A 17,909-nucleotide genomic window follows, 5' to 3' on the forward strand; every position below is an offset into this window, starting at 1 on the left:
CAGGTACTCTGCGCGCTTCGCGCTCAGCCAGGTGGAGGGAAAATGAACGACGAATTTAAAGGTAAAAGCGGCAAAGTCAAAGTGATGTATGTCCGCGGTGATGACGAGAGTAGCAAGGGCGGGCAAAATCCCCGCACGGGTAAAGGTGGACCTCGTCAGGATGGCAGTCGTCGTCCTTCTTCACGTAGTAACACAGACAGCAAACCGCGTGGCGGGCGCGATCGCGACGTAGCACCGGGTGATTCACCATGGCGTACGGTTTCACGCGCTCCGTCTGCAATTGATGACAGCAAACCGGATCACGGTGGCATCAGCGGAAAAAGCTATATCGACCCGGAGCAGATCCGCCGTCAACGTTTGGAAGAGACGCGTGTGTATGGCGAAAACGCCTGCCAGGCCCTGTTCCAGAGCCGTCCTGACTGCATCGTGCGTGCCTGGTTTGTCCAGGAAGTGACCCCGCGTTTCCGCGAGGCGCTGAAATGGATGGCGGCTAACCGTAAGGCTTATCATGTGGTGGACGAGGCCGAACTGGTCAAAGCGTCCGGCACAGAGCACCACGGTGGCGTCTGCTTCTTGATCAAAAAACGTGTCGGAATGCCAGTCAGCGAATGGCTTTCCAACGCGGGCGAGAAAGATTGTGTTGTTGCTTTAGAGCAGATTGGTAATCCACACAACCTGGGCGGCATGATGCGCAGCTGTGCGCACTTTGGTGCGAAAGGGTTGCTGGTGGATGATGCTTCTTTACTGGAGTCCGGTGCCGCAGTGCGCACGGCAGAAGGTGGAGCAGAGCATGTTCAGGCCATCAGCGGCGAAAGCTTTGCTGAAGGGTTGAATGCATTCCGTAAGGCGGGCTATACCATCGTCACCACGTCAAGTCATAAAGGAACCCCGTTAGCGCAGGCTGAACTGCCAGCGAAAACGGTACTGGTTCTGGGACAGGAACGTGATGGTCTGTCAGACAGCACCTGGCAACAGGGCGATCTGAGCGTCTCTATCGGCGGCACCGGCAACGTTGAGAGTCTTAACGTTTCGGTAGCGACCGGCATTCTGCTGGCAGAATGGTGGCGTCAGAACGCTTAAGCTGTTGCTCTAAAGAAAAACGGGCCCCGCAAGGGCCCGTTTTTTTTGGCTGAAACTCAGCAATCGTCAGTGTGCGCCACTGCCGCCACCGCCAGCACCAAATGGCGGACGGGCGAACCAGATCAATACCAGCAGGAACAGGAACACCGCCGCCGACGCCCAGAAGATCTCATTGGCGGAGATAATCAGCCCCTGATTGGTGATCTGTTGGGCAATCCAGGCCGAGGCCTGATCGTGGGTCATTCCCAGTTGCTCCAGCTTGGTATACATCTCCTGCGAGATAACGTTGTAAGCGTTCACTGACTCGCTAAGGTAGCTGTGGTGCATCGATTCCCGATCGGTCCACATGGTTGTGGTGATCGAGGTGCCGATGGAGCCCGCCAGGGTTCGCGTAAAGTTCGACAGGCTTGAGGCCGCCGCCATCCGATCGGGAGGAAGCCCGGAAAGGGTGATGGTGGTCAGTGGCATAAAGAAGCAGGCCACCGCAAAGCCCTGAATAAATTGCGGCCACGCCGAGGCGCCAAAATCCATTCCCGGTTCAAACGTATACGCTCGCCAGTAGAAGCAGACGGCATACATGATGAAGCTGAAGGTCACCAGTTTTCGCATATCCAGCTTATGCGCGAACCGGCCGATGATCGGCGACAGGATCACCGGCAATATTCCCACCGGTGCCGAAGCCAGCCCCGCCCAGGTTGCCGTGTAGCCATAGACTTCCTGTAGCAACTGCGGCAACAGGACAATCGAGCCGAAATAGAGCATATAGGCCAGACTGATCGACAGGCAGCCAATGGTGAAGTTTCGCGATTTGAACAGCGATAAATCCACAATCGGATGGTCATCCGTCAGCTCCCACACCAACAGGACAAGCAAAGCGATGACCGCCACCACCGTCAACACAACTATTTCTGGTGAGCTGAACCAGTCCAGCTCTTTACCCCGGTCCAACATCACCTGCAGGCAGCCTATGCCAACGACCAGCAACACCAGCCCGACGGTATCTATCGGCCTGATCACGGTCTCCGTTTCCCGGTTTCGCAAGGTTTGCAGCGTCAGCATCACTACCACCACGCCAATCGGCACGTTGATAAAGAAGATCCAACCCCAGTGATAGTTATCACTGATCCAGCCACCGAGGATCGGCCCGCAAATGGGCGCCACAATCACCGTCATCGCCCATAACGACAGGGCGACGCTTCGCTTCGCTGGCGGATAGTTGTTGAGCAGCAAACTCTGTGAAAGCGGGATCAGCGGGCCTGCGACCACACCCTGAACCACGCGGAAGAAGATCAGCATGGTCAGGCTGTCGGACATGCCGCACAGCCAGGAAGCCACGGCAAACGCCGCCGTGGACCACAGGAACAGCTTCACTTCGCCTACGCGCTTGGCCAGCCAGCCGGTAATCGGGATGGAGATGGCGTTAGCCACCCCAAACGACGTGATAACCCAGGTGCCCTGAGAGTTTGAAGCGCCCAGGTTACCGGCGATGGTCGGGATAGCCACGTTGGCGATGGTGGAGTCCAACACCTGCATAAACGTGGCCAGCGACAGCGCGATGGTCATCAGAACAAGCTGAGTACCCTCAAGCGGTTTTTGTGCCATAACAGCCTCCCGCTTGCTTAACCTGCATTGGCGCGGATGATTTCAGCAATCATCTTGTCCGCAGGCGCCAGATCCAGAGCCAGCGCATTGGTTTCATAAGCTGGCGCAGAGCGCACGCTGGTGGCCAGCACGCCGCCATCGGTATTGGTGGTATCGACCGTCACCAGCGTAGACAGACCTATACGCAGTGGATGCTGGGCGACTTCCTTCGGATCCAGCTCAATACGCACCGGCAGACGCTGAACCACTTTGATCCAGTTGCCGGTGGCGTTCTGTGCTGGCAGCAGCGAGAAGGCGCTACCGGTACCCATGTCCAGACCGACCACTTTGCCGTGATAAACCACGTCGTCACCATAAATGTCGCTGACAACGGTGGCAGACTGACCGATGCGAACGCCGGCTAACTGAGTCTCTTTGAAGTTGGCATCGACCCACAAATTGTTGGCCGGAACGATGGCTAACAGCGGCGTGGTGGAGGAGATTTGCGAACCAACCTGCACGCTACGGCGGGAAACATAGCCATCAACCGGACTGACCACTTCGGTACGTGCTAATGCCAGCCAGGCATCACGCAGTTCAGCCGCGCTCTGTTTCACCGCCGGCTGATTTTCCAGCGACGTGTTGAGGATCATTGCCTGATTTGCATTGTATTGCTGCGTGGCAACATCCAGCTGAGCTTTCGCGGTGGCGACGGCATCACGCGCATGTTGCAGGTCTTCACGACCAATCAGGTTCGCAGCCCCTAAAGGCTCGCGACGTTTTAAATCTGACTGAGCCTGTTCCAGCGCGGTCTTTTGCAGATCGATGGTAGCCTGATACTGCTTACCATTAATGATTAGCTGGTGAGTCTGACGAACCGTTGTCGCCAGAGCGGTCTGCGCTTTTTCAAATGCCTGTTGAGCATCGGTTTTATCCAGCGTGACCAGCACATCGCCTTTTTTGACATAGTCGGTATTGTCGAACCACACCTTATTGACGCTACCTGAAACCTGCGCCATCACCTGCGCCTGGTTGCCTGCAACATACGCATCATCGGTATCCTGATAATGGCGCAACACCATAAACCAGTACACCAGGTAAGCCACCCCGATAACAATGAACAGCACAGCAAGAAAAAGTAACGCTATTTTACGTGTTTTCTTCTTTTTAGCCGGCGGTTGCGGGTTTTGGATCTCCGCATTTGCACTCATGGTCTTCTCCACTTATCCATGCCAACCGGGCATGGCTCAAATGAGTCATGCCCGGATTCTAAAATGCCAGCGGGTTAGCGCTGGCATAAATCAAAAATTTGCGGTCTAAAATAGCGGTTACTGGCAGGCAGGTTGTCGCACAATATGCTATTGAAGGAAAGGTTATCTGGAAAGGGCGGTGACCACTTCCTCTTCGTCCATTTGATCCAGTCGGGTCAATAGCTTACGGGTGATCCCTTCGAGCTGAGATTTTTCTGAAGGATTCAGTGAAGACCACAACAGCTGCAGACATTTATGCTGAGGTGGCAGCAACTGACGCAGGAACTCATTCCCTTTATCGGTCAGGTGCAGGTGCAGGCAACGGCGATCGCTATCGCTTTCACGGCGTTCAATCCAGCCGCGTTTTTCCAGTTCATCGGCAATGCGAGTCGCGTTGGTGCGGGATGATCCCAGCGCAGCGCTAAGTTCTGAAGGCTGAATGCTGTGATTTTCCTGCGCATCAAGGGTAATCAATGCCATAAACAACGTCTCGTTAATTCCCTGAGCCTTGAGCATTTTGTTGCGGTTTTCCAGCAGTTTGCTCTGCATGTGCATGCACAGACGCGTCAACATGATTTCCTGCAAAGGGAAATCTTTCTGGCGGTTAGCGCGGAAATTTAGCATCTGTTCAATGGGAGAAAACGAACTTTCCATCTGGGACCTCATAAGTTGCAACTGGTATCGTATCGATGGTGATAAGTCAAAACATCAATCCTGTCGGCAGGGGTTGTTCACATGCCAGTGGACACCATCAGTAATTTCCAGGTCACTCCATAACCCAGGGCGCTCAGCAGCATCAAAAAGGGCGATACTGCTGGTGTTATAAAAGGTAATACCTGATAAGCCTAAGCCCCTGAGGGTAAGCTCAAAACGGTCATCAATCTGAAGAAGCCCGAGAACGCCAGTTAACAGCACTCTGCTGATTGGCGCGACTCGGGCTCTGCTCAGTTGCAGACCGGTAATCCCCCACCGTCACGGCGGAGTTGATTTATTGGCGTGCGGTAATACCGCAAAGAGCGAATCAAACAGCGACGCTCCAACCCGCACACTCAGTAACAAGATGGTCGTATTCTTGCCGGGTCCTTTACTCTGCTGTGGGGATCGACACCACCGCTCAACGCAAAGCACCGGGACGCAATAATGTGGTTAAAACAAACAGGCTGGTTGCTGCGAGCAACACACAATAGAAGAAGATCACGTGCAGCGAGCGGGGCAAATTGTCGGGACATTCTGAACGTCTTCCTGCCTGTGACTTAATAGTTTCATACGAAAAAATAACTAACCTGTATAAGTGCAGACTAACCATACCAGAGTGTGTAAACGCATAACAGGGCAGTCACCCTGAAATTTACGCAATTTACTATTTGCAGGCTAAGAAGTAGCCTGCTCATTATGTGCGCCGCGCCACCAGCTTAAAATATTAAGCAAAGTTAACAAAGCACCGGCACTACAAACGCCATACCAGCCAGCATGTTGAAACGCCGTCGCGGAAACCAGCGAGCCCACGGCACCGCCGATAAAGTAACTGGTCATATATCCGGCGGTTAAGCGGTTGCGTGCCTCGGGCATCTGCCGGTAGATAACACTCTGATTTGTAATGTGAACGGCCTGCACCGCTAAATCCAGCAGGATGATACCAATGATTAATGCAATCAATGAGTGACTTCCCAGCGCGGTGATCCCCCAGGAACACAGCATAATCGCCAGCCCGACGGTGGTGGTTAAGCGGGCTTTGCCTTTGTCGGCCAGCGTGCCGGCTTGTCTTGCCGCCAGTGCGCCCGCTGCACCCACCAAACCCAGTAACCCGATGGTCCCTTCAGAATAACCATAAGGCGGGGAAGCCAGCAGGAAGGCCATCGATGTCCACAACACGCTGAAGTTGGCGAAGGCGAGGCAGCCGGTTATGGCGCGGGTTCTTAACAGAGGGGAATGCGCATACAGGCTGAAAATAGAGTTGAGCAACTGTACGTAGTTCAACGGAACCGATTGCTTGAAGCGCGGTAAAAAGCGCCATAAGGCCAGGGCCATCAGCACCATAAGGACGCTGGCGACCCAATACACCGTGCGCCATCCTCCGAGTTGGGCAAGGCCACCGGCGACGGTTCTGGCTAACAGGATCCCCAGCAGCAAGCCGCTCATCACCGTGCCAACCACCTTGCCGCGTTTTTCCGGCGCGGCCAGGGTGGCGGCTAAGGGCACCAGAATCTGCGCCACAACCGAGAAGAGTCCGGTGAGCACGGTGCCCAGTAACATTAAGGGAAGTGTTGGAGAAAGGGCGGTGATCACCATTCCTCCCGCCGCCAGCAGGCTCATGATGACAATCAGGCCACGGCGTTCCAGCATATCTCCCAGCGGCACCAACAGCAGGAGTCCGGCGGCATAGCCAAGTTGGGCGGTGGTAACGATAAAGCCGGCTTGATTAACGGAAAGATGAAACGTGCGGGCGACGGTCTCCAGCAAGGGCTGTACATAATAGTTACAGGCAACCGACAGACCTGTTGCCACGGACATCAGGGCAACCAGAGAGGGAGTAAGACCAGCTTGCGGGGATTTCATCGCGCTCAGTATGGTAGTAAAAATCTGAGGGGCAATGGTAACTCAAATTACTATTTCACTCACAGATTAATTAACAGGACAAACCAGTACGAAAAAGGGGCGACGCCAGCGCCACCCCTTTCTACCGCGAAGAATGCAGTTTATTTCGCTGCAGACATCGCGTCTTTCACCCAACCATCAAACTGTGCCTGGTGACCTTTGATCCAGCCATCAACGTGCGCGTTAATGTCGGCTTCAGAAGACTGGCCCTGATGCATACGGGAGTTCTGTGCATTGATATCCGCAATAGGCAGCTTCATCTCTGAGAACAATTTCGCCGCTGCCGGGTTTTTCTCAGCCCAGGCTTTGTTGGCGACGATATGCATGGTGTTGACCGGGAAACCGTAGTTCGCGCCGTTCGGCAGCTTGGTATCCACATCTTTCTGTGCGCCAGGCATAGAAGAGAAGGGTACCTGCAGCCAGACGGTATCGCGGCCCGGAACCAGCACATCGCTCACCCAATAAGGCGTCCAGGTGTAATACAGGATCGGTTTACCTTCTTTGAAGCGGGTGATGGTATCGGCAATCATCGCCGAATAGTTACCCTGGTTATGCACCACGGTATTGCTCAGGTCATAGGCTTTGATCTGGTGGTTAATCACCGCTTCACAGCCCCAGCCTGGCGTACAACCCGTCAGGTCAGCCTTGCCATCGCCGTTGCTGTCGAACAGCTTCGCCAGCTTAGGATCTTTCAACTGGTCGATACGGGTAATGTGGTATTTCTCGGCGGTTTTCTTGTCGATCAGGTAACCCTGTGCGGCACCCTGAACATAGGTGCCTTCGCGGAAGAACTTCTTATCGCCGCCGGCTGCGTTGTACATATCATCATGCAACGGCTTCCAGTTAGTGGCGATAAAGGTGCCGTCACCCGCAGCGATAGTGGTATAGGCGACGTTGTAATCCACTTCACTTGGCTGATCAACGGTGTAACCCAGTTTTTCCAGCGCACGGCTGACCAGCAGGGTCTGGAAGGTTTCTTCTGAAATGGTGCTTTGAACCGGCTTAACGGTAATGCCTTTGCCTGGCAGATCGGCGGCGGAAACCTGAGTGGCGACCAGGGTAGTCAATGCGGCGGCTAACAATGCTGTCTTACGCATGGGATATCCTTTTTTGAGTTATCGTAGCTTGGGCTGCCGGTGGCGCGGCGGGCACGCCACCAGCAGCAGAAGGTGTTACTTGATAAACGGACGGGTAAACAGGCCCAGTGGTCCGGTGTTGTACCAGCGGCGAGCGCCCCGGCTGCGGCTGTCGCGGCCAACGGACTGCGTCAGACGGTCAAGGATAATGGCGAGGATAACGATGCCCACGCCACCGACGGTAGCCAGACCCATATCCAGACGACCAATTCCGCGCAGAACCATCTGGCCCAGGCCGCCGACTGCGATCATCGAGGCGATTACCACCATCGACAGTGCCAGCATCAGCGTCTGGTTTACGCCAGCCATAATGGTGGGCATCGCCAGCGGCAGCTGCACTTTAAACAGCATCTGACGTGGGCTGGCACCAAAGGATTCACCGGCTTCAATCAGATCGGCGGGCACCTGCTTAATCCCCAGGATGGTCAGACGAACAATCGGCGGCAGTGCAAAGATAATGGTGACCACCACGCCCGGCACGTTGCCGATACCGAACAGCATGACAATCGGCACCAGATACACGAAGGCCGGGGTGGTTTGCATCGCATCCAACAGCGGCCGGATAATTTTCGCCGCGCGGTCAGATCTCGCCAGCCAAATGCCTAACGGCAAACCGATCAGAATACAGAACAGCAGGGCGGTGAGAACCAACGCCAGCGTGACCATCGCCTGTGACCAGGCACCAATCGCCCCAATCGCAATCAGTGAGACCAGGGTGGCGATACCCATTCCAAGGCTGGACATCTGCCAGGCAATCAGGGCAAAAATCACTATGGCGACCGGCGCCGGCATACCCAGCAGCAGTTGCTGGAAAGCGCTGAGGATGTAATCCACCGGCACACGAATGCCCTGGAACACCGGACGGAAGTGGGAAACGATCCAGTCGATACCGGTGGTCACCCAGCTGTCCAGCGGGATCAGCGTTTTGTGGAACGGGTCGAGAATGTTGAAGTGCTCGGCTTGTGGCGCCGGCGTGCTGTTTAACCAGTCGCTGCCGCTGGCCGCCGCAGCATCATGACCCCCTGATGGCGTTCCCCATGCATCGCCACCGCCTGTGGGTGCTGCGTCTGTTGGGGCAGACGTTGCGGAACCGCCGTCAGCAGGGGCTGAAGACGTGGTGCCACCATCAGAAGGCGCGGCGGTAGACCAGGGATCGCTGCTGCTGGCGGCAGACTGGGTGCTGTCAGTCGCCGGTGCGCTGGTGGCTGCAGGGGCGTTCGTCGCAGGCGTGCTCGAGGCCGCCCATGGATCGGTTGCGGTTGTTTGTTCACTCATTGCTGGCTCCTTCGCGGTCTAATGCCTGTAGTAACGTGCCTTTGGAGATAATCCCGATGTACTGATGGTCTTCACCGACAATCGGCACGGCACAAGGTGCCTGAGCCACGTGAGTCAGCAAGTCGCTCAGCGAGGTATCGCCAGGAACGGCGGCAGGAGTTGCAAGGATGGCGCCATCCAGACCCTCACCGGAAGCCAGCGCGGCTTTCAGGGAGTCGGTGGAAACCACACCAACGAAGCGTTGTTTTTCAAGAATGTAGCCGTATTCACGGTCAGCATCCTGCAACAGCTTAAGCGCAGAGCGAGGGCCAAAGCCGGGTGCTTTACGCATCAATGCGCCCGCGCTGCGACGGGCAATATCTTTCGCGCTGTACACGTGGCTGATATCCACGCCGCGGAAGAAGGTGCGGACATAGTCATTCGCCGGATTATTCAGGATCTCATCCGGGGTTCCCACCTGGATGACTTCACCGCCCTGCATAATGGCAATTCGGTCGCCAATGCGCATGGCTTCATCAAGGTCATGGGAAATAAAGACGATGGTGCGCTGGTGGCGCGACTGCAGTTTCACCAGCTCATCCTGCATTTCGGTACGGATTAACGGATCAAGTGCTGAGAAGGCTTCATCCATCAATAAAATATCCGGATTAATTGCCAGAGCGCGGGCTAATCCAACACGCTGGCGCATACCGCCAGATAATTCGTCCGGGTAAGCATGAGCATAATTATCCAGGCCCACCTGACGCAGTGCATCAAGCGCTTTTTCCTGACGCTCCTGCAGCGGAACGCCAGCTAATTCCATGCCAAATGCGGCATTATTCAGAACTGACATATGCGGCATTAATGCGAATGACTGGAATACCATGCTGATTTTATTTCTGCGAACTTCACGCAGCGCGCTGTCGGATATTTTGGCAATATCGACGCCATCAATGATGACCTGACCCCTGGTGGGTTCTATCAGACGATTGAGAAGGCGAACCATGGTGGATTTTCCTGAACCGGACAACCCCATGATCACGAATATCTCGCCTTCTTCAATGGCCAGACTGGCATCTTTCACCCCGAGAGAGAGTCCTGTTTTCTCGAGCAGTGCTTCTTTGCTGATCCCCTTCTCGATGTGCTTAAACGCACGATCGGGATTTTCCCCAAATACCTTATATAAATTCTTAACTTCTAGTTTAATTGCCATGCAATATTTAAATTCCTTGTTAGCGGTTAATTTCTTATATTTCTTCTTTTACCTGGTTGAATATTAGCGGGCTATACCGTAGCACACTGAGATTCTGAGACAACCCTTCAGGCGCAGTGCGAAATTATCACTGAGACAGCGATCTCCGAAAAATTCAGTAGGGGTAAGGGATTGCGGCGAATTGAGGTGCGGGAAAATAAATGAATATTTCGCTCAGGATCATCCAGTAAAGCGCCGAATTATTGCCTCAGCAACAGTGATTTGTTGTCAAATATGCCACACAAAACTGCCATTAATCTGTCATTCAATTTTTGTTGAACGACTGATTAATAAAAAATAAATGACGGGTGATGAGAGGAAAGATGGCTGCCGGGCGCAGCCATCTGGCAGGCAGTTAAAAATTCCAGTCTTCGTCTTCCGTATCGACCGCTTTGCCCATCACATAGGATGACCCCGATCCGGAGAAAAAATCGTGATTCTCATCGGCATTAGGCGATAGCGCGGAGAGGATGGCCGGGTTCACGTCGGTCATTTCTGCCGGGAAAAGGGCTTCATAACCGAGGTTCATCAGCGCCTTGTTGGCGTTGTAATGCAGGAATTTTTTCACCTCTTCGCTCCAGCCCACGCCGTCGTACAAGGCTTCGGTATAGGCCAGTTCGTTTTCATACAGCGCCAGCAGTAACTCTACGGCAAATTGCTGCAGCTCATCCTGACGGGCAGGGGGCTCTTTTTCCAGCGCTTTCTGGTACTTATAGCCGATGTAGTAACCGTGCACCGCCTCATCTTTGATGATCAGACGGATCAGGTCGGCGGTGTTGGTGAGCTTGCCGCGGCTTGACCAGTACATCGGTAAATAGAAACCGGAATAGAACAGGAAGGACTCCAGGAACACGCTGGCAATCTTCTTCTTCAGCGGGTCGTCATGATGGTAATGTTCCAGAATGATTTCTGCTTTGCGCTGAAGCGGTTGATTGTCCTCGCTCCAGGCATAGGCGGCATCCACATCGGTGGTATGACAGAGCGTTGAGAAGATCGAGCTGTATGAGCGGGCATGCACGGCTTCCATAAAGCTGACGTTAGACATCACCGCTTCTTCATGTGGCGTGACCGCATCCGCCATCAATGCCGGTGCGCCAACGGTATTCTGAATGGTGTCCAGCAAGGTGAGCCCGGTAAATACGCGAATGGTCAGTTGCTGTTCATCCGCATTCAGGCTGTTCCAGGCGGGAATATCATTGGAGAGCGGCACTTTTTCTGGCAGCCAGAAGTTGGAGGTCAGACGGTTCCAGACTTCCAGATCTTTATCATCTTCGATCTGGTTCCAGTTAATAGCGTGTACACGTTTTAAGGTCATATTTTTTTCTTCCGGGGCGCGTTATCCGCCCCTTAGGGTGAGCTTACAGCGAGCAGGAAACGCAGCCTTCTACTTCAGTGCCCAGCAGGGCCATCTGACGCAGGCGAATGTAGTACAGCGTTTTAATGCCTTTCTTCCAGGCGTAAATCTGCGCCTTGTTGATATCGCGCGTGGTGGCGGTATCGCGGAAGAAAAGCGTCAGAGAAAGCCCCTGATCGACATGGCGCGTGGCCTCGGCATAAGTGTCAATAATCGCTTCGGGACCGATATCATAGGCATCCCGGTAGAACGCCTGATTGTCGTTATTCATAAACGGTGCCGGGTAATACACGCGGCCAGTTTTACCTTCTTTACGGATTTCAATCCTCGACACGATCGGGTGAATGCTCGACGTCGCGTGATTGATATAGGAGATAGAACCCGTCGGTGGGATCGCCTGAAGATTCTGGTTGTAGATCCCGTGCTTCATCACCGCTTCACGCAGTTCCCGCCACTCTTTCTGGCCCGGTAACGTAATTCCCGCGCGGGCAAACAGCGCGGCGACTTCTGGTGTACGTGGCTGCCAGCGTTGCTCAACGTACTGAGCGAAGTATTCACCGCTGGCGTAACGCGATTCTTCGAAACCGGCAAAGCGCTCTCCACGCTCCTGAGCAATCAGGTTAGAGGTGCGCAGAGCGTGATAGGTGATGGTATAGAAATAGAGGTTGGTGAAGTCCAGCGCCACCTCAGAGCCATATTGAATGCCTTCGCGTGCCAGATAGCCGTGCAGGTTCATTTGCCCCAGACCAATGGCGTGCGACTGGGCATTGCCACGTTCAATGGAAGGAACCGAATGGATATGGCTTTGATCGGACACCGCCGTCAGACCCCGCACCGCAATTTCCACCGTGCGTGAAAAATCTGGCGAATCCATCGTGTGAGCAATATTCAGTGAGCCAAGATTACAGGAGATATCCTTACCGATACGGCGATAGCTGAGGTCGTCATTGTATTCGGTTGGCGTGTTCACCTGCAGGATCTCAGAGCAGAGGTTGCTCATGTTAATCCGGCCTTTAATCGGGTTCGCGCGGTTTACCGTGTCTTCAAACATGATGTACGGATAGCCGGATTCGAACTGGATTTCCGCCAGCGTCTGGAAGAATTCACGCGGATTGATAAAGGTGCGGGTGATACGGTCGTCCGCCAACATCTCTTCGTATTTTTCGCTAATGCTGATATCCGCGAACGGCAGGCCGTAAATACGCTCAACGTCATACGGCGAAAACAGCGCCATCTGCTGGTTAGTCTTGGCCAGCTGGAAAGTGATATCGGGAATCACCACGCCCAGCGACAGCGTTTTAATACGGATTTTTTCGTCGGCGTTTTCGCGCTTGGTATCCAAAAAACGCAGGATATCCGGATGATGAGCATGCAGATAGACGGCACCTGCACCCTGACGCGCGCCAAGCTGATTGGCGTAAGAGAAGGCGTCTTCCAGCATTTTCATCACCGGGATCACGCCCGATGACTGGTTTTCGATACGCTTTATTGGCGCACCCGATTCACGCAGGTTGGAAAGCAGAAAAGCGACGCCGCCACCGCGCTTGGAGAGCTGTAAAGCGGAGTTCACCGAGCGGCCAATTGACTCCATATTGTCTTCAATACGCAGCAGGAAGCAGGAAACCAGCTCGCCTCGCTGCTGTTTTCCACAATTGAGGAAGGTCGGCGTGGCCGGCTGGAAACGACCAGACAGCATCTCTTCCATCAGCGATAAGGCCAGCGACCGATCGCCTTTGGCCAGCGTCAACGCCACCATGCAGACGCGCTCGGTAAAGCCTTCCAGATAGCGTTTACCATCAAAGGTCTTCAGCGTGTAGCTGGTATAAAACTTCCACGCGCCAAGGAAGGTCTGGAAGCGGAAACGGCGTTGATACGCCTGTTCAAAAAGCGAACTGACAAATTCAAACGGATAAGCATTCAGCACGTCGGCTTCGTAGTAGCCCTCTGAAACCAGGTACTCTAAGCGCTCACCAACGGAATCAAATTTCACGGTGTTCGGCAGAACATGTTGCAGGTAATACTGACGCGTGGCTTCTTTATCTTTCTCAAACTGAATGTTGCCGTCGGCATCGTACAGATTGAGCATCGCATTCAGCGAGTGATAATCCAGCACGGCCGGATTCGGGGTTATGAGTGTACTTTCTGTCGCTGCCAAAATTCGGTTACTCCCTGATAAACGTTGGCGATGTCGTCGGCGGTGCCCAGTAGCTCGAAGCGGTACAGGCATGGCACCTGGCATTTCTGCGCAATGATGCTGCCGGCCAGGCAATAGGCTTCGCCGAAATTGCGATTACCGGCGGCAATCACGCCGCGGATAAGTTGGCGGTTACTGACATCGTTTAAAAACTGGATGACTTGCTTAGGCACCGCGCCCTGACTGGTGCCGCCGCCGTAGCTGGGCACCACCAATATATAGGGTTCATCCACCTGCAAACGCTGCGCGGCATCCAGTGGAATGCGGCGCGCAGGCAGGCCGGTGCGGATGACAAAACGGTGCGTGTTTTCAGACTGGCTGGAAAAATAGACCAGCGTCGACATCGTCTTAACCCTGCATCGCCGTGAGTGGGCGAAGCGCGGAGATTTTGTCCGGGCGGAAACCGCTCCAGTGATCTTCTTCCGCCATCACGACGGGCACCTGGCGATAACCCATCGATTTCAGCGTTTCAACGGCAGCCGGCTCGTGGTCGAGGTTAACCAGTTGGTAATCGAGGCCGTGCTTGTCCATGGCGCTTTTTGTCGCATTGCACTGGACACAGTTGTTTTTTGTGTAAATAATAATGCGCATGATTCGTATTTACCTTGTTATCTGGTTGACGTCTCGTCTGGCACGCTTTTTGCTGCAATCCGCTGCCGTCGTTTAACCACATGTAGTGGCTGAGTTGATGGGGTAAATACTAGATATAGTGTTTAGATATTGCAACCACACAATATCCAGGTATAAGAATTTTCTTGATGAGGAAAATGGACAGGCCTTGTCAGGCGCGGGATGCAGCGTTTTAAGACCGGCAAAAAAAAATCCCCACACCATCAGGTGCGGGGATTTGTCTGTAAAGTAAACGAAACTAGTTACGCGATGAGGTGGTCGTTGCAATCAACGCCCCAACAAAAATACCTAATGCAGTACCAATCCCAACTCCATGCCACGGTTTGTCACGCACATAAGAGTCAACTTGCCCACCGGCATCTTTTGCCGCCTGGGTCACACGGTTATTGCCGTGGAGTTTGGCGCGAGTCTCTTTCAACATCGCTTCTGCGCGGGAACGTGCACCGTCGACTTCATCTTTAGTCTTACTTCCGTAAGATTTCAGCAGATCGTCAAGGGTATCGGCCAGCTGATTGACGTCCTGATTGATATCAATGTCTTCATTTTTAGTGTTTCGGTTAAACATTTTTCTCTCCCTTGGAAATGAAACGTACTATTAACTATAGACCATCATGCAGATTTTTAGTGACCCGGACCGGAAAGCAGGGCGTTTATGGATTATTCCGAAAGCGCTTAACCTTCACGCTGTTGTAAGGTTGCAGGGTTGGCACGTTTTAGAGGAATGAGTATGTATTTACGCCCTGATGAAGTTGCTCGCGTACTGGAAGGTGCGGGATTTGAAATGGATGCGGTCACCGCAAGAGCCTATGGTTACCGTCGAGGCGATAACTATGTCTACGTTAATCGTGAAGCGCGCATGGGCCGTACCGCACTGATTATTCATCCTGTGTTGAAGGAAAAAAGCCACGGCTTTGCGCATCCGGCCTCCGATATGAAAGCCTGTGAAGAGTACGTGCAGTTTCCGATGTATCTGGCTGGAGAGAATCAGGATCACTACGGCATCCCCCACGGTTTTAGCTCCCGCGCGGCGCTGGAACGCTATATCGTAAACATGTTTGGCTGAGTAATCAGCCCGTTGAGTTTTCGGCGCACGCGTTGGTCGCGCTGAAAATCTCGCCCCCGCACGATCATCCCTCACACTCAGTAACGTTGCTTTCACCGGCCAGAATCGGTATAACGCTGACCCCATGTAGAAGTTTAGACGTCTAAACGGATAAATCAGCGATGCAGCAAAGCAAGCCCGAGACAACTCAACAATTCAAGCGCAGCATGAAAGCCCGCCATCTGGTGATGCTCTCGTTAGGCGGCGTGATTGGCACCGGCCTGTTCTTCAATACTGGCTATATCATTTCCACCACGGGTGCAGCTGGCACCTTGCTCGCCTATATCATTGGGGCGCTGGTGGTCTATCTGGTGATGCTGAGCCTTGGCGAGCTGTCGGTGGCGATGCCAGAGACCGGGGCTTTCCATGTTTACGCGGCCCGCTACCTGAGCCCGGCGACGGGTTACACCGTTGCATGGCTTTACTGGCTGACGTGGACGGTCGCCCTTGGCTCAAGCCTGACCGCTGCGGGTTTCTGTATGCAGTACTGGTTCCCGCAATCGCCGGTATGGCTGTGGTGCTTACTGTTTTGCGCGCTGATTTTTATGCTGAACGTGGTCTCTTCCCGCTTCTTCGCGGAAGGGGAGTTTTGGTTCTCGGTGATCAAAGTGGTCACCATCCTGGCCTTTATACTCCTCGGCGGGGGAGCCATGTTCGGTTTTATCCCGCTGAAGGATGGCAGCAGCGCGCCGTTCTTCCACAATCTCACCGCCTCTGGCTGGTTGCCGCACGGCGGCCTGCCGATCCTGATGACCATGGTGGCCGTCAACTTTGCATTTTCGGGTACCGAGCTGATTGGCATCGCGGCGGGTGAAACCGAGAATCCGCACAAAGTTCTGCCAATGGCGATCCGTACCACGGTCGCACGGTTGATCATTTTCTTTGTGGGTACGGTACTGATCCTGGCAGCGCTGATCCCGATGGATCAGGCGGGGATCGTCAAAAGCCCGTTTGTGATGGTCTTTGAAAAGATCGGTATTCCGTATGCGGCCGATATCTTTAACTTTGTGATCCTCACGGCGATCCTCTCGGCGGCGAACTCAGGATTATATGCTTCGGGCAGGATGCTCTGGTCGCTGTCGAATCAGAATACCTTGCCGCGCTGCTTTGCCAAATTGACCTCCCGCGGTATCCCGCTGATGGCGATTTCAGTCAGCATGCTGGGAGGCTTGCTGGCGCTGTTTTCCAGCGTGATTGCGCCGGATACGGTGTTTGTCGCGCTGTCGGCTATTTCGGGTTTTGCGGTGGTGGCCGTCTGGCTGAGCATCTGCGCTTCCCATTTCTTCTTCCGCCGTGAGCATGTGCGGGCGGGTAAACCGCTGACAGACTTGAAATACCGTGCGCCCTGGTATCCGGTGACGCCGATCCTCGGCTTTCTGCTTTGCCTGCTGGCCTGCGTTGGGCTGGCGTTCGATCCGGAACAACGCATTGCGTTATACTGCGGCCTGCCTTTCGTAGCGCTGTGCTACGCGGCCTATCATTTCACTCAGCGACTGAAAAATCGCGAGCTGGCAAAGGAGAGTGTGCGTGTTACCGAATAAACTTTCTGTAGAACAACAGGTGGCCGCGGGGCTGGTGCTGGATGGCGCAATGGCCACCGAACTTGAAGCGCGCGGCTGCGATCTGACCGACGCGCTGTGGTCGGCCAAAGTGCTGATTGAGAACCCTGAACTGATTTATCAGGTGCACTACGACTATTTCAACGCGGGCGCGCAGGTGGCCATTACCGCCAGCTATCAGGCAACCCCGCTGGGCTTCGCCAAACGTGGGCTGAGTGAAGAACAGTCGCTGACGCTGATTGCCCGCAGCGTGGAGCTTGCCAGCCGTGCCAGAGCGGATTACCAGGCTGCTGAACCGCAGGCTGGCAATTTGCTGATTGCCGGCTCAGTCGGGCCCTATGGCGCCTATCTGGCGGATGGATCCGAATACCGGGGTGACTACAACCTGCCGCAAGCAGAGATGATGGCTTTTCATCGCCCACGTATTCAGGCATTGGTTGCAGCTGGCGCGGATATCCTCGCCTGTGAGACGATGCCATCCTTTGCAGAGATTCAGGCGCTGGTGGCTTTGCTGGCCGAGTTTCCCGGCACTCCAGCCTGGTTCTCTTTCACGCTGCGTGACGGAGAACACCTGAGCGACGGTACGCCATTAAGCCAGGTCGTCAGTGTGCTGGAGAGTTGTCCGCAGGCCGTTGCGCTGGGACTGAACTGTATCGCGCTGGATAAAGTGACGGCTGCGCTGCAGACCCTCAGCTCACTGACCAAAAAGCCGCTGGTGGTCTATCCCAACTCCGGCGAGCAGTACGATGCGATCAGCAAAACCTGGCACAGCGATGCCTCAACCTGTACGTTGATCGACAATCTTTCTGCCTGGCAGTCTGCCGGGGCTAAATTGATCGGTGGTTGCTGCCGGACAACGCCTGCTGATATCGCCGCGATCGCCCAGCGCTGCCATTCACGATAAGCCGCTAAAAATTTGTCT

The 17,909-nt window shown here is 54.3% G+C and carries 16 protein-coding genes; 4 read left to right on the plus strand and 12 right to left on the minus strand.

Annotation, left to right across the window (positions count from 1 at the left end):
* The first annotated feature begins 42 nt into the window (after nt 1–42).
* On the plus strand, nt 43–1,080 hold the full coding sequence (locus tag AC0IXH_RS23475; protein ID WP_013203467.1) for a tRNA/rRNA methyltransferase: 1,038 nt from the start codon (nt 43–45) through the stop codon (nt 1,078–1,080).
* Nucleotides 1,081–1,146: 66 nt separating this feature from the next.
* Here AC0IXH_RS23475 and emrB read toward each other — a convergent pair whose 3' ends face one another.
* From emrB to AC0IXH_RS23535, 12 genes are all read right to left on the minus strand, one after another.
* Nucleotides 1,147–2,682, minus strand: a complete 1,536-nt coding sequence (gene emrB / locus AC0IXH_RS23480) for a multidrug efflux MFS transporter permease subunit EmrB (protein ID WP_471721095.1) — start codon at nt 2,680–2,682, stop codon at nt 1,147–1,149.
* A gap of 17 nt (nt 2,683–2,699) precedes the next feature.
* Nucleotides 2,700–3,872 (minus strand): multidrug efflux MFS transporter periplasmic adaptor subunit EmrA, encoded by a 1,173-nt coding sequence (emrA, locus tag AC0IXH_RS23485; protein WP_013203465.1) that lies wholly within the window; start codon nt 3,870–3,872, stop codon nt 2,700–2,702.
* A gap of 162 nt (nt 3,873–4,034) precedes the next feature.
* On the minus strand, nt 4,035–4,565 hold the full coding sequence (gene mprA / locus AC0IXH_RS23490) for a transcriptional repressor MprA (protein ID WP_013203464.1): 531 nt from the start codon (nt 4,563–4,565) through the stop codon (nt 4,035–4,037).
* 717 nt (nt 4,566–5,282) lie between these two features.
* The gene (locus AC0IXH_RS23495; protein WP_471721096.1) at nt 5,283–6,467 is read right to left on the minus strand and encodes an MFS transporter; all 1,185 of its coding nucleotides are present in this window, start codon (nt 6,465–6,467) and stop codon (nt 5,283–5,285) included.
* A gap of 140 nt (nt 6,468–6,607) precedes the next feature.
* Nucleotides 6,608–7,603, minus strand: coding sequence for a glycine betaine/L-proline ABC transporter substrate-binding protein ProX (gene proX, locus AC0IXH_RS23500; protein WP_013203462.1), 996 nt, complete (start codon nt 7,601–7,603; stop codon nt 6,608–6,610).
* 75 nt (nt 7,604–7,678) lie between these two features.
* Entirely contained in the window at nt 7,679–8,917 is a 1,239-nt protein-coding gene (gene proW / locus AC0IXH_RS23505) for a glycine betaine/L-proline ABC transporter permease ProW (RefSeq protein WP_013203461.1), read from the minus strand.
* On the minus strand, nt 8,910–10,109 hold the full coding sequence (gene proV / locus AC0IXH_RS23510; RefSeq protein WP_013203460.1) for a glycine betaine/L-proline ABC transporter ATP-binding protein ProV: 1,200 nt from the start codon (nt 10,107–10,109) through the stop codon (nt 8,910–8,912). The genes proW and proV overlap by 8 nt, the downstream gene beginning before the upstream one ends.
* A gap of 394 nt (nt 10,110–10,503) precedes the next feature.
* A complete protein-coding gene (gene nrdF, locus AC0IXH_RS23515) occupies nt 10,504–11,463 on the minus strand; it encodes a class 1b ribonucleoside-diphosphate reductase subunit beta (RefSeq protein WP_053144608.1) in 960 nt (319 codons plus the stop codon).
* A gap of 43 nt (nt 11,464–11,506) precedes the next feature.
* Nucleotides 11,507–13,612, minus strand: a complete 2,106-nt coding sequence (nrdE, locus tag AC0IXH_RS23520) for a class 1b ribonucleoside-diphosphate reductase subunit alpha (RefSeq protein WP_471721176.1) — start codon at nt 13,610–13,612, stop codon at nt 11,507–11,509.
* 17 nt (nt 13,613–13,629) lie between these two features.
* On the minus strand, nt 13,630–14,040 hold the full coding sequence (gene nrdI / locus AC0IXH_RS23525; protein WP_013203457.1) for a class Ib ribonucleoside-diphosphate reductase assembly flavoprotein NrdI: 411 nt from the start codon (nt 14,038–14,040) through the stop codon (nt 13,630–13,632).
* Nucleotides 14,041–14,044: 4 nt separating this feature from the next.
* Nucleotides 14,045–14,287: a glutaredoxin-like protein NrdH gene (nrdH, locus tag AC0IXH_RS23530; protein ID WP_471721097.1), complete on the minus strand. Its 243-nt coding sequence runs from the start codon at nt 14,285–14,287 to the stop codon at nt 14,045–14,047.
* 277 nt (nt 14,288–14,564) lie between these two features.
* Nucleotides 14,565–14,891, minus strand: coding sequence for a DUF883 family protein (locus AC0IXH_RS23535; RefSeq protein ID WP_053144600.1), 327 nt, complete (start codon nt 14,889–14,891; stop codon nt 14,565–14,567).
* A gap of 162 nt (nt 14,892–15,053) precedes the next feature.
* Between AC0IXH_RS23535 and AC0IXH_RS23540 the strand changes: the two genes are divergently transcribed.
* The 3 genes from AC0IXH_RS23540 (at nt 15,054) to mmuM (ending at nt 17,891) form a co-directional block, all read left to right on the plus strand.
* Nucleotides 15,054–15,389, plus strand: coding sequence for a DUF2002 family protein (locus AC0IXH_RS23540; protein ID WP_013203454.1), 336 nt, complete (start codon nt 15,054–15,056; stop codon nt 15,387–15,389).
* Nucleotides 15,390–15,550: 161 nt separating this feature from the next.
* Nucleotides 15,551–16,969 (plus strand): S-methylmethionine permease, encoded by a 1,419-nt coding sequence (mmuP, locus tag AC0IXH_RS23545; RefSeq protein WP_013203453.1) that lies wholly within the window; start codon nt 15,551–15,553, stop codon nt 16,967–16,969.
* Nucleotides 16,956–17,891 (plus strand): homocysteine S-methyltransferase, encoded by a 936-nt coding sequence (gene mmuM, locus AC0IXH_RS23550; protein ID WP_471721098.1) that lies wholly within the window; start codon nt 16,956–16,958, stop codon nt 17,889–17,891. Before mmuP ends, mmuM begins: the two co-directional genes overlap by 14 nt.
* Nucleotides 17,892–17,909 lie beyond the last annotated feature (18 nt).

This window comes from Erwinia sp. AC075 (genome assembly GCF_979253995.1).

What these genes read in the sequence shown, in the direction of transcription:
- AC0IXH_RS23475 (WP_013203467.1), top strand. Translation starts at nt 43, where the DNA reads ATGAACGACGAATTTAAAGGTAAAAGCGGCAAAGTCAAAGTGATGTAT.
- emrB (WP_471721095.1), bottom strand. Translation starts at nt 2,682, where the DNA reads ATGGCACAAAAACCGCTTGAGGGTACTCAGCTTGTTCTGATGACCATC.
- emrA (WP_013203465.1), bottom strand. Translation starts at nt 3,872, where the DNA reads ATGAGTGCAAATGCGGAGATCCAAAACCCGCAACCGCCGGCTAAAAAG.
- mprA (WP_013203464.1), bottom strand. Translation starts at nt 4,565, where the DNA reads ATGGAAAGTTCGTTTTCTCCCATTGAACAGATGCTAAATTTCCGCGCT.
- AC0IXH_RS23495 (WP_471721096.1), bottom strand. Translation starts at nt 6,467, where the DNA reads ATGAAATCCCCGCAAGCTGGTCTTACTCCCTCTCTGGTTGCCCTGATG.
- proX (WP_013203462.1), bottom strand. Translation starts at nt 7,603, where the DNA reads ATGCGTAAGACAGCATTGTTAGCCGCCGCATTGACTACCCTGGTCGCC.
- proW (WP_013203461.1), bottom strand. Translation starts at nt 8,917, where the DNA reads ATGAGTGAACAAACAACCGCAACCGATCCATGGGCGGCCTCGAGCACG.
- proV (WP_013203460.1), bottom strand. Translation starts at nt 10,109, where the DNA reads ATGGCAATTAAACTAGAAGTTAAGAATTTATATAAGGTATTTGGGGAA.
- nrdF (WP_053144608.1), bottom strand. Translation starts at nt 11,463, where the DNA reads ATGACCTTAAAACGTGTACACGCTATTAACTGGAACCAGATCGAAGAT.
- nrdI (WP_013203457.1), bottom strand. Translation starts at nt 14,040, where the DNA reads ATGTCGACGCTGGTCTATTTTTCCAGCCAGTCTGAAAACACGCACCGT.
- nrdH (WP_471721097.1), bottom strand. Translation starts at nt 14,287, where the DNA reads ATGCGCATTATTATTTACACAAAAAACAACTGTGTCCAGTGCAATGCG.
- AC0IXH_RS23535 (WP_053144600.1), bottom strand. Translation starts at nt 14,891, where the DNA reads ATGTTTAACCGAAACACTAAAAATGAAGACATTGATATCAATCAGGAC.
- AC0IXH_RS23540 (WP_013203454.1), top strand. Translation starts at nt 15,054, where the DNA reads ATGTATTTACGCCCTGATGAAGTTGCTCGCGTACTGGAAGGTGCGGGA.
- mmuP (WP_013203453.1), top strand. Translation starts at nt 15,551, where the DNA reads ATGCAGCAAAGCAAGCCCGAGACAACTCAACAATTCAAGCGCAGCATG.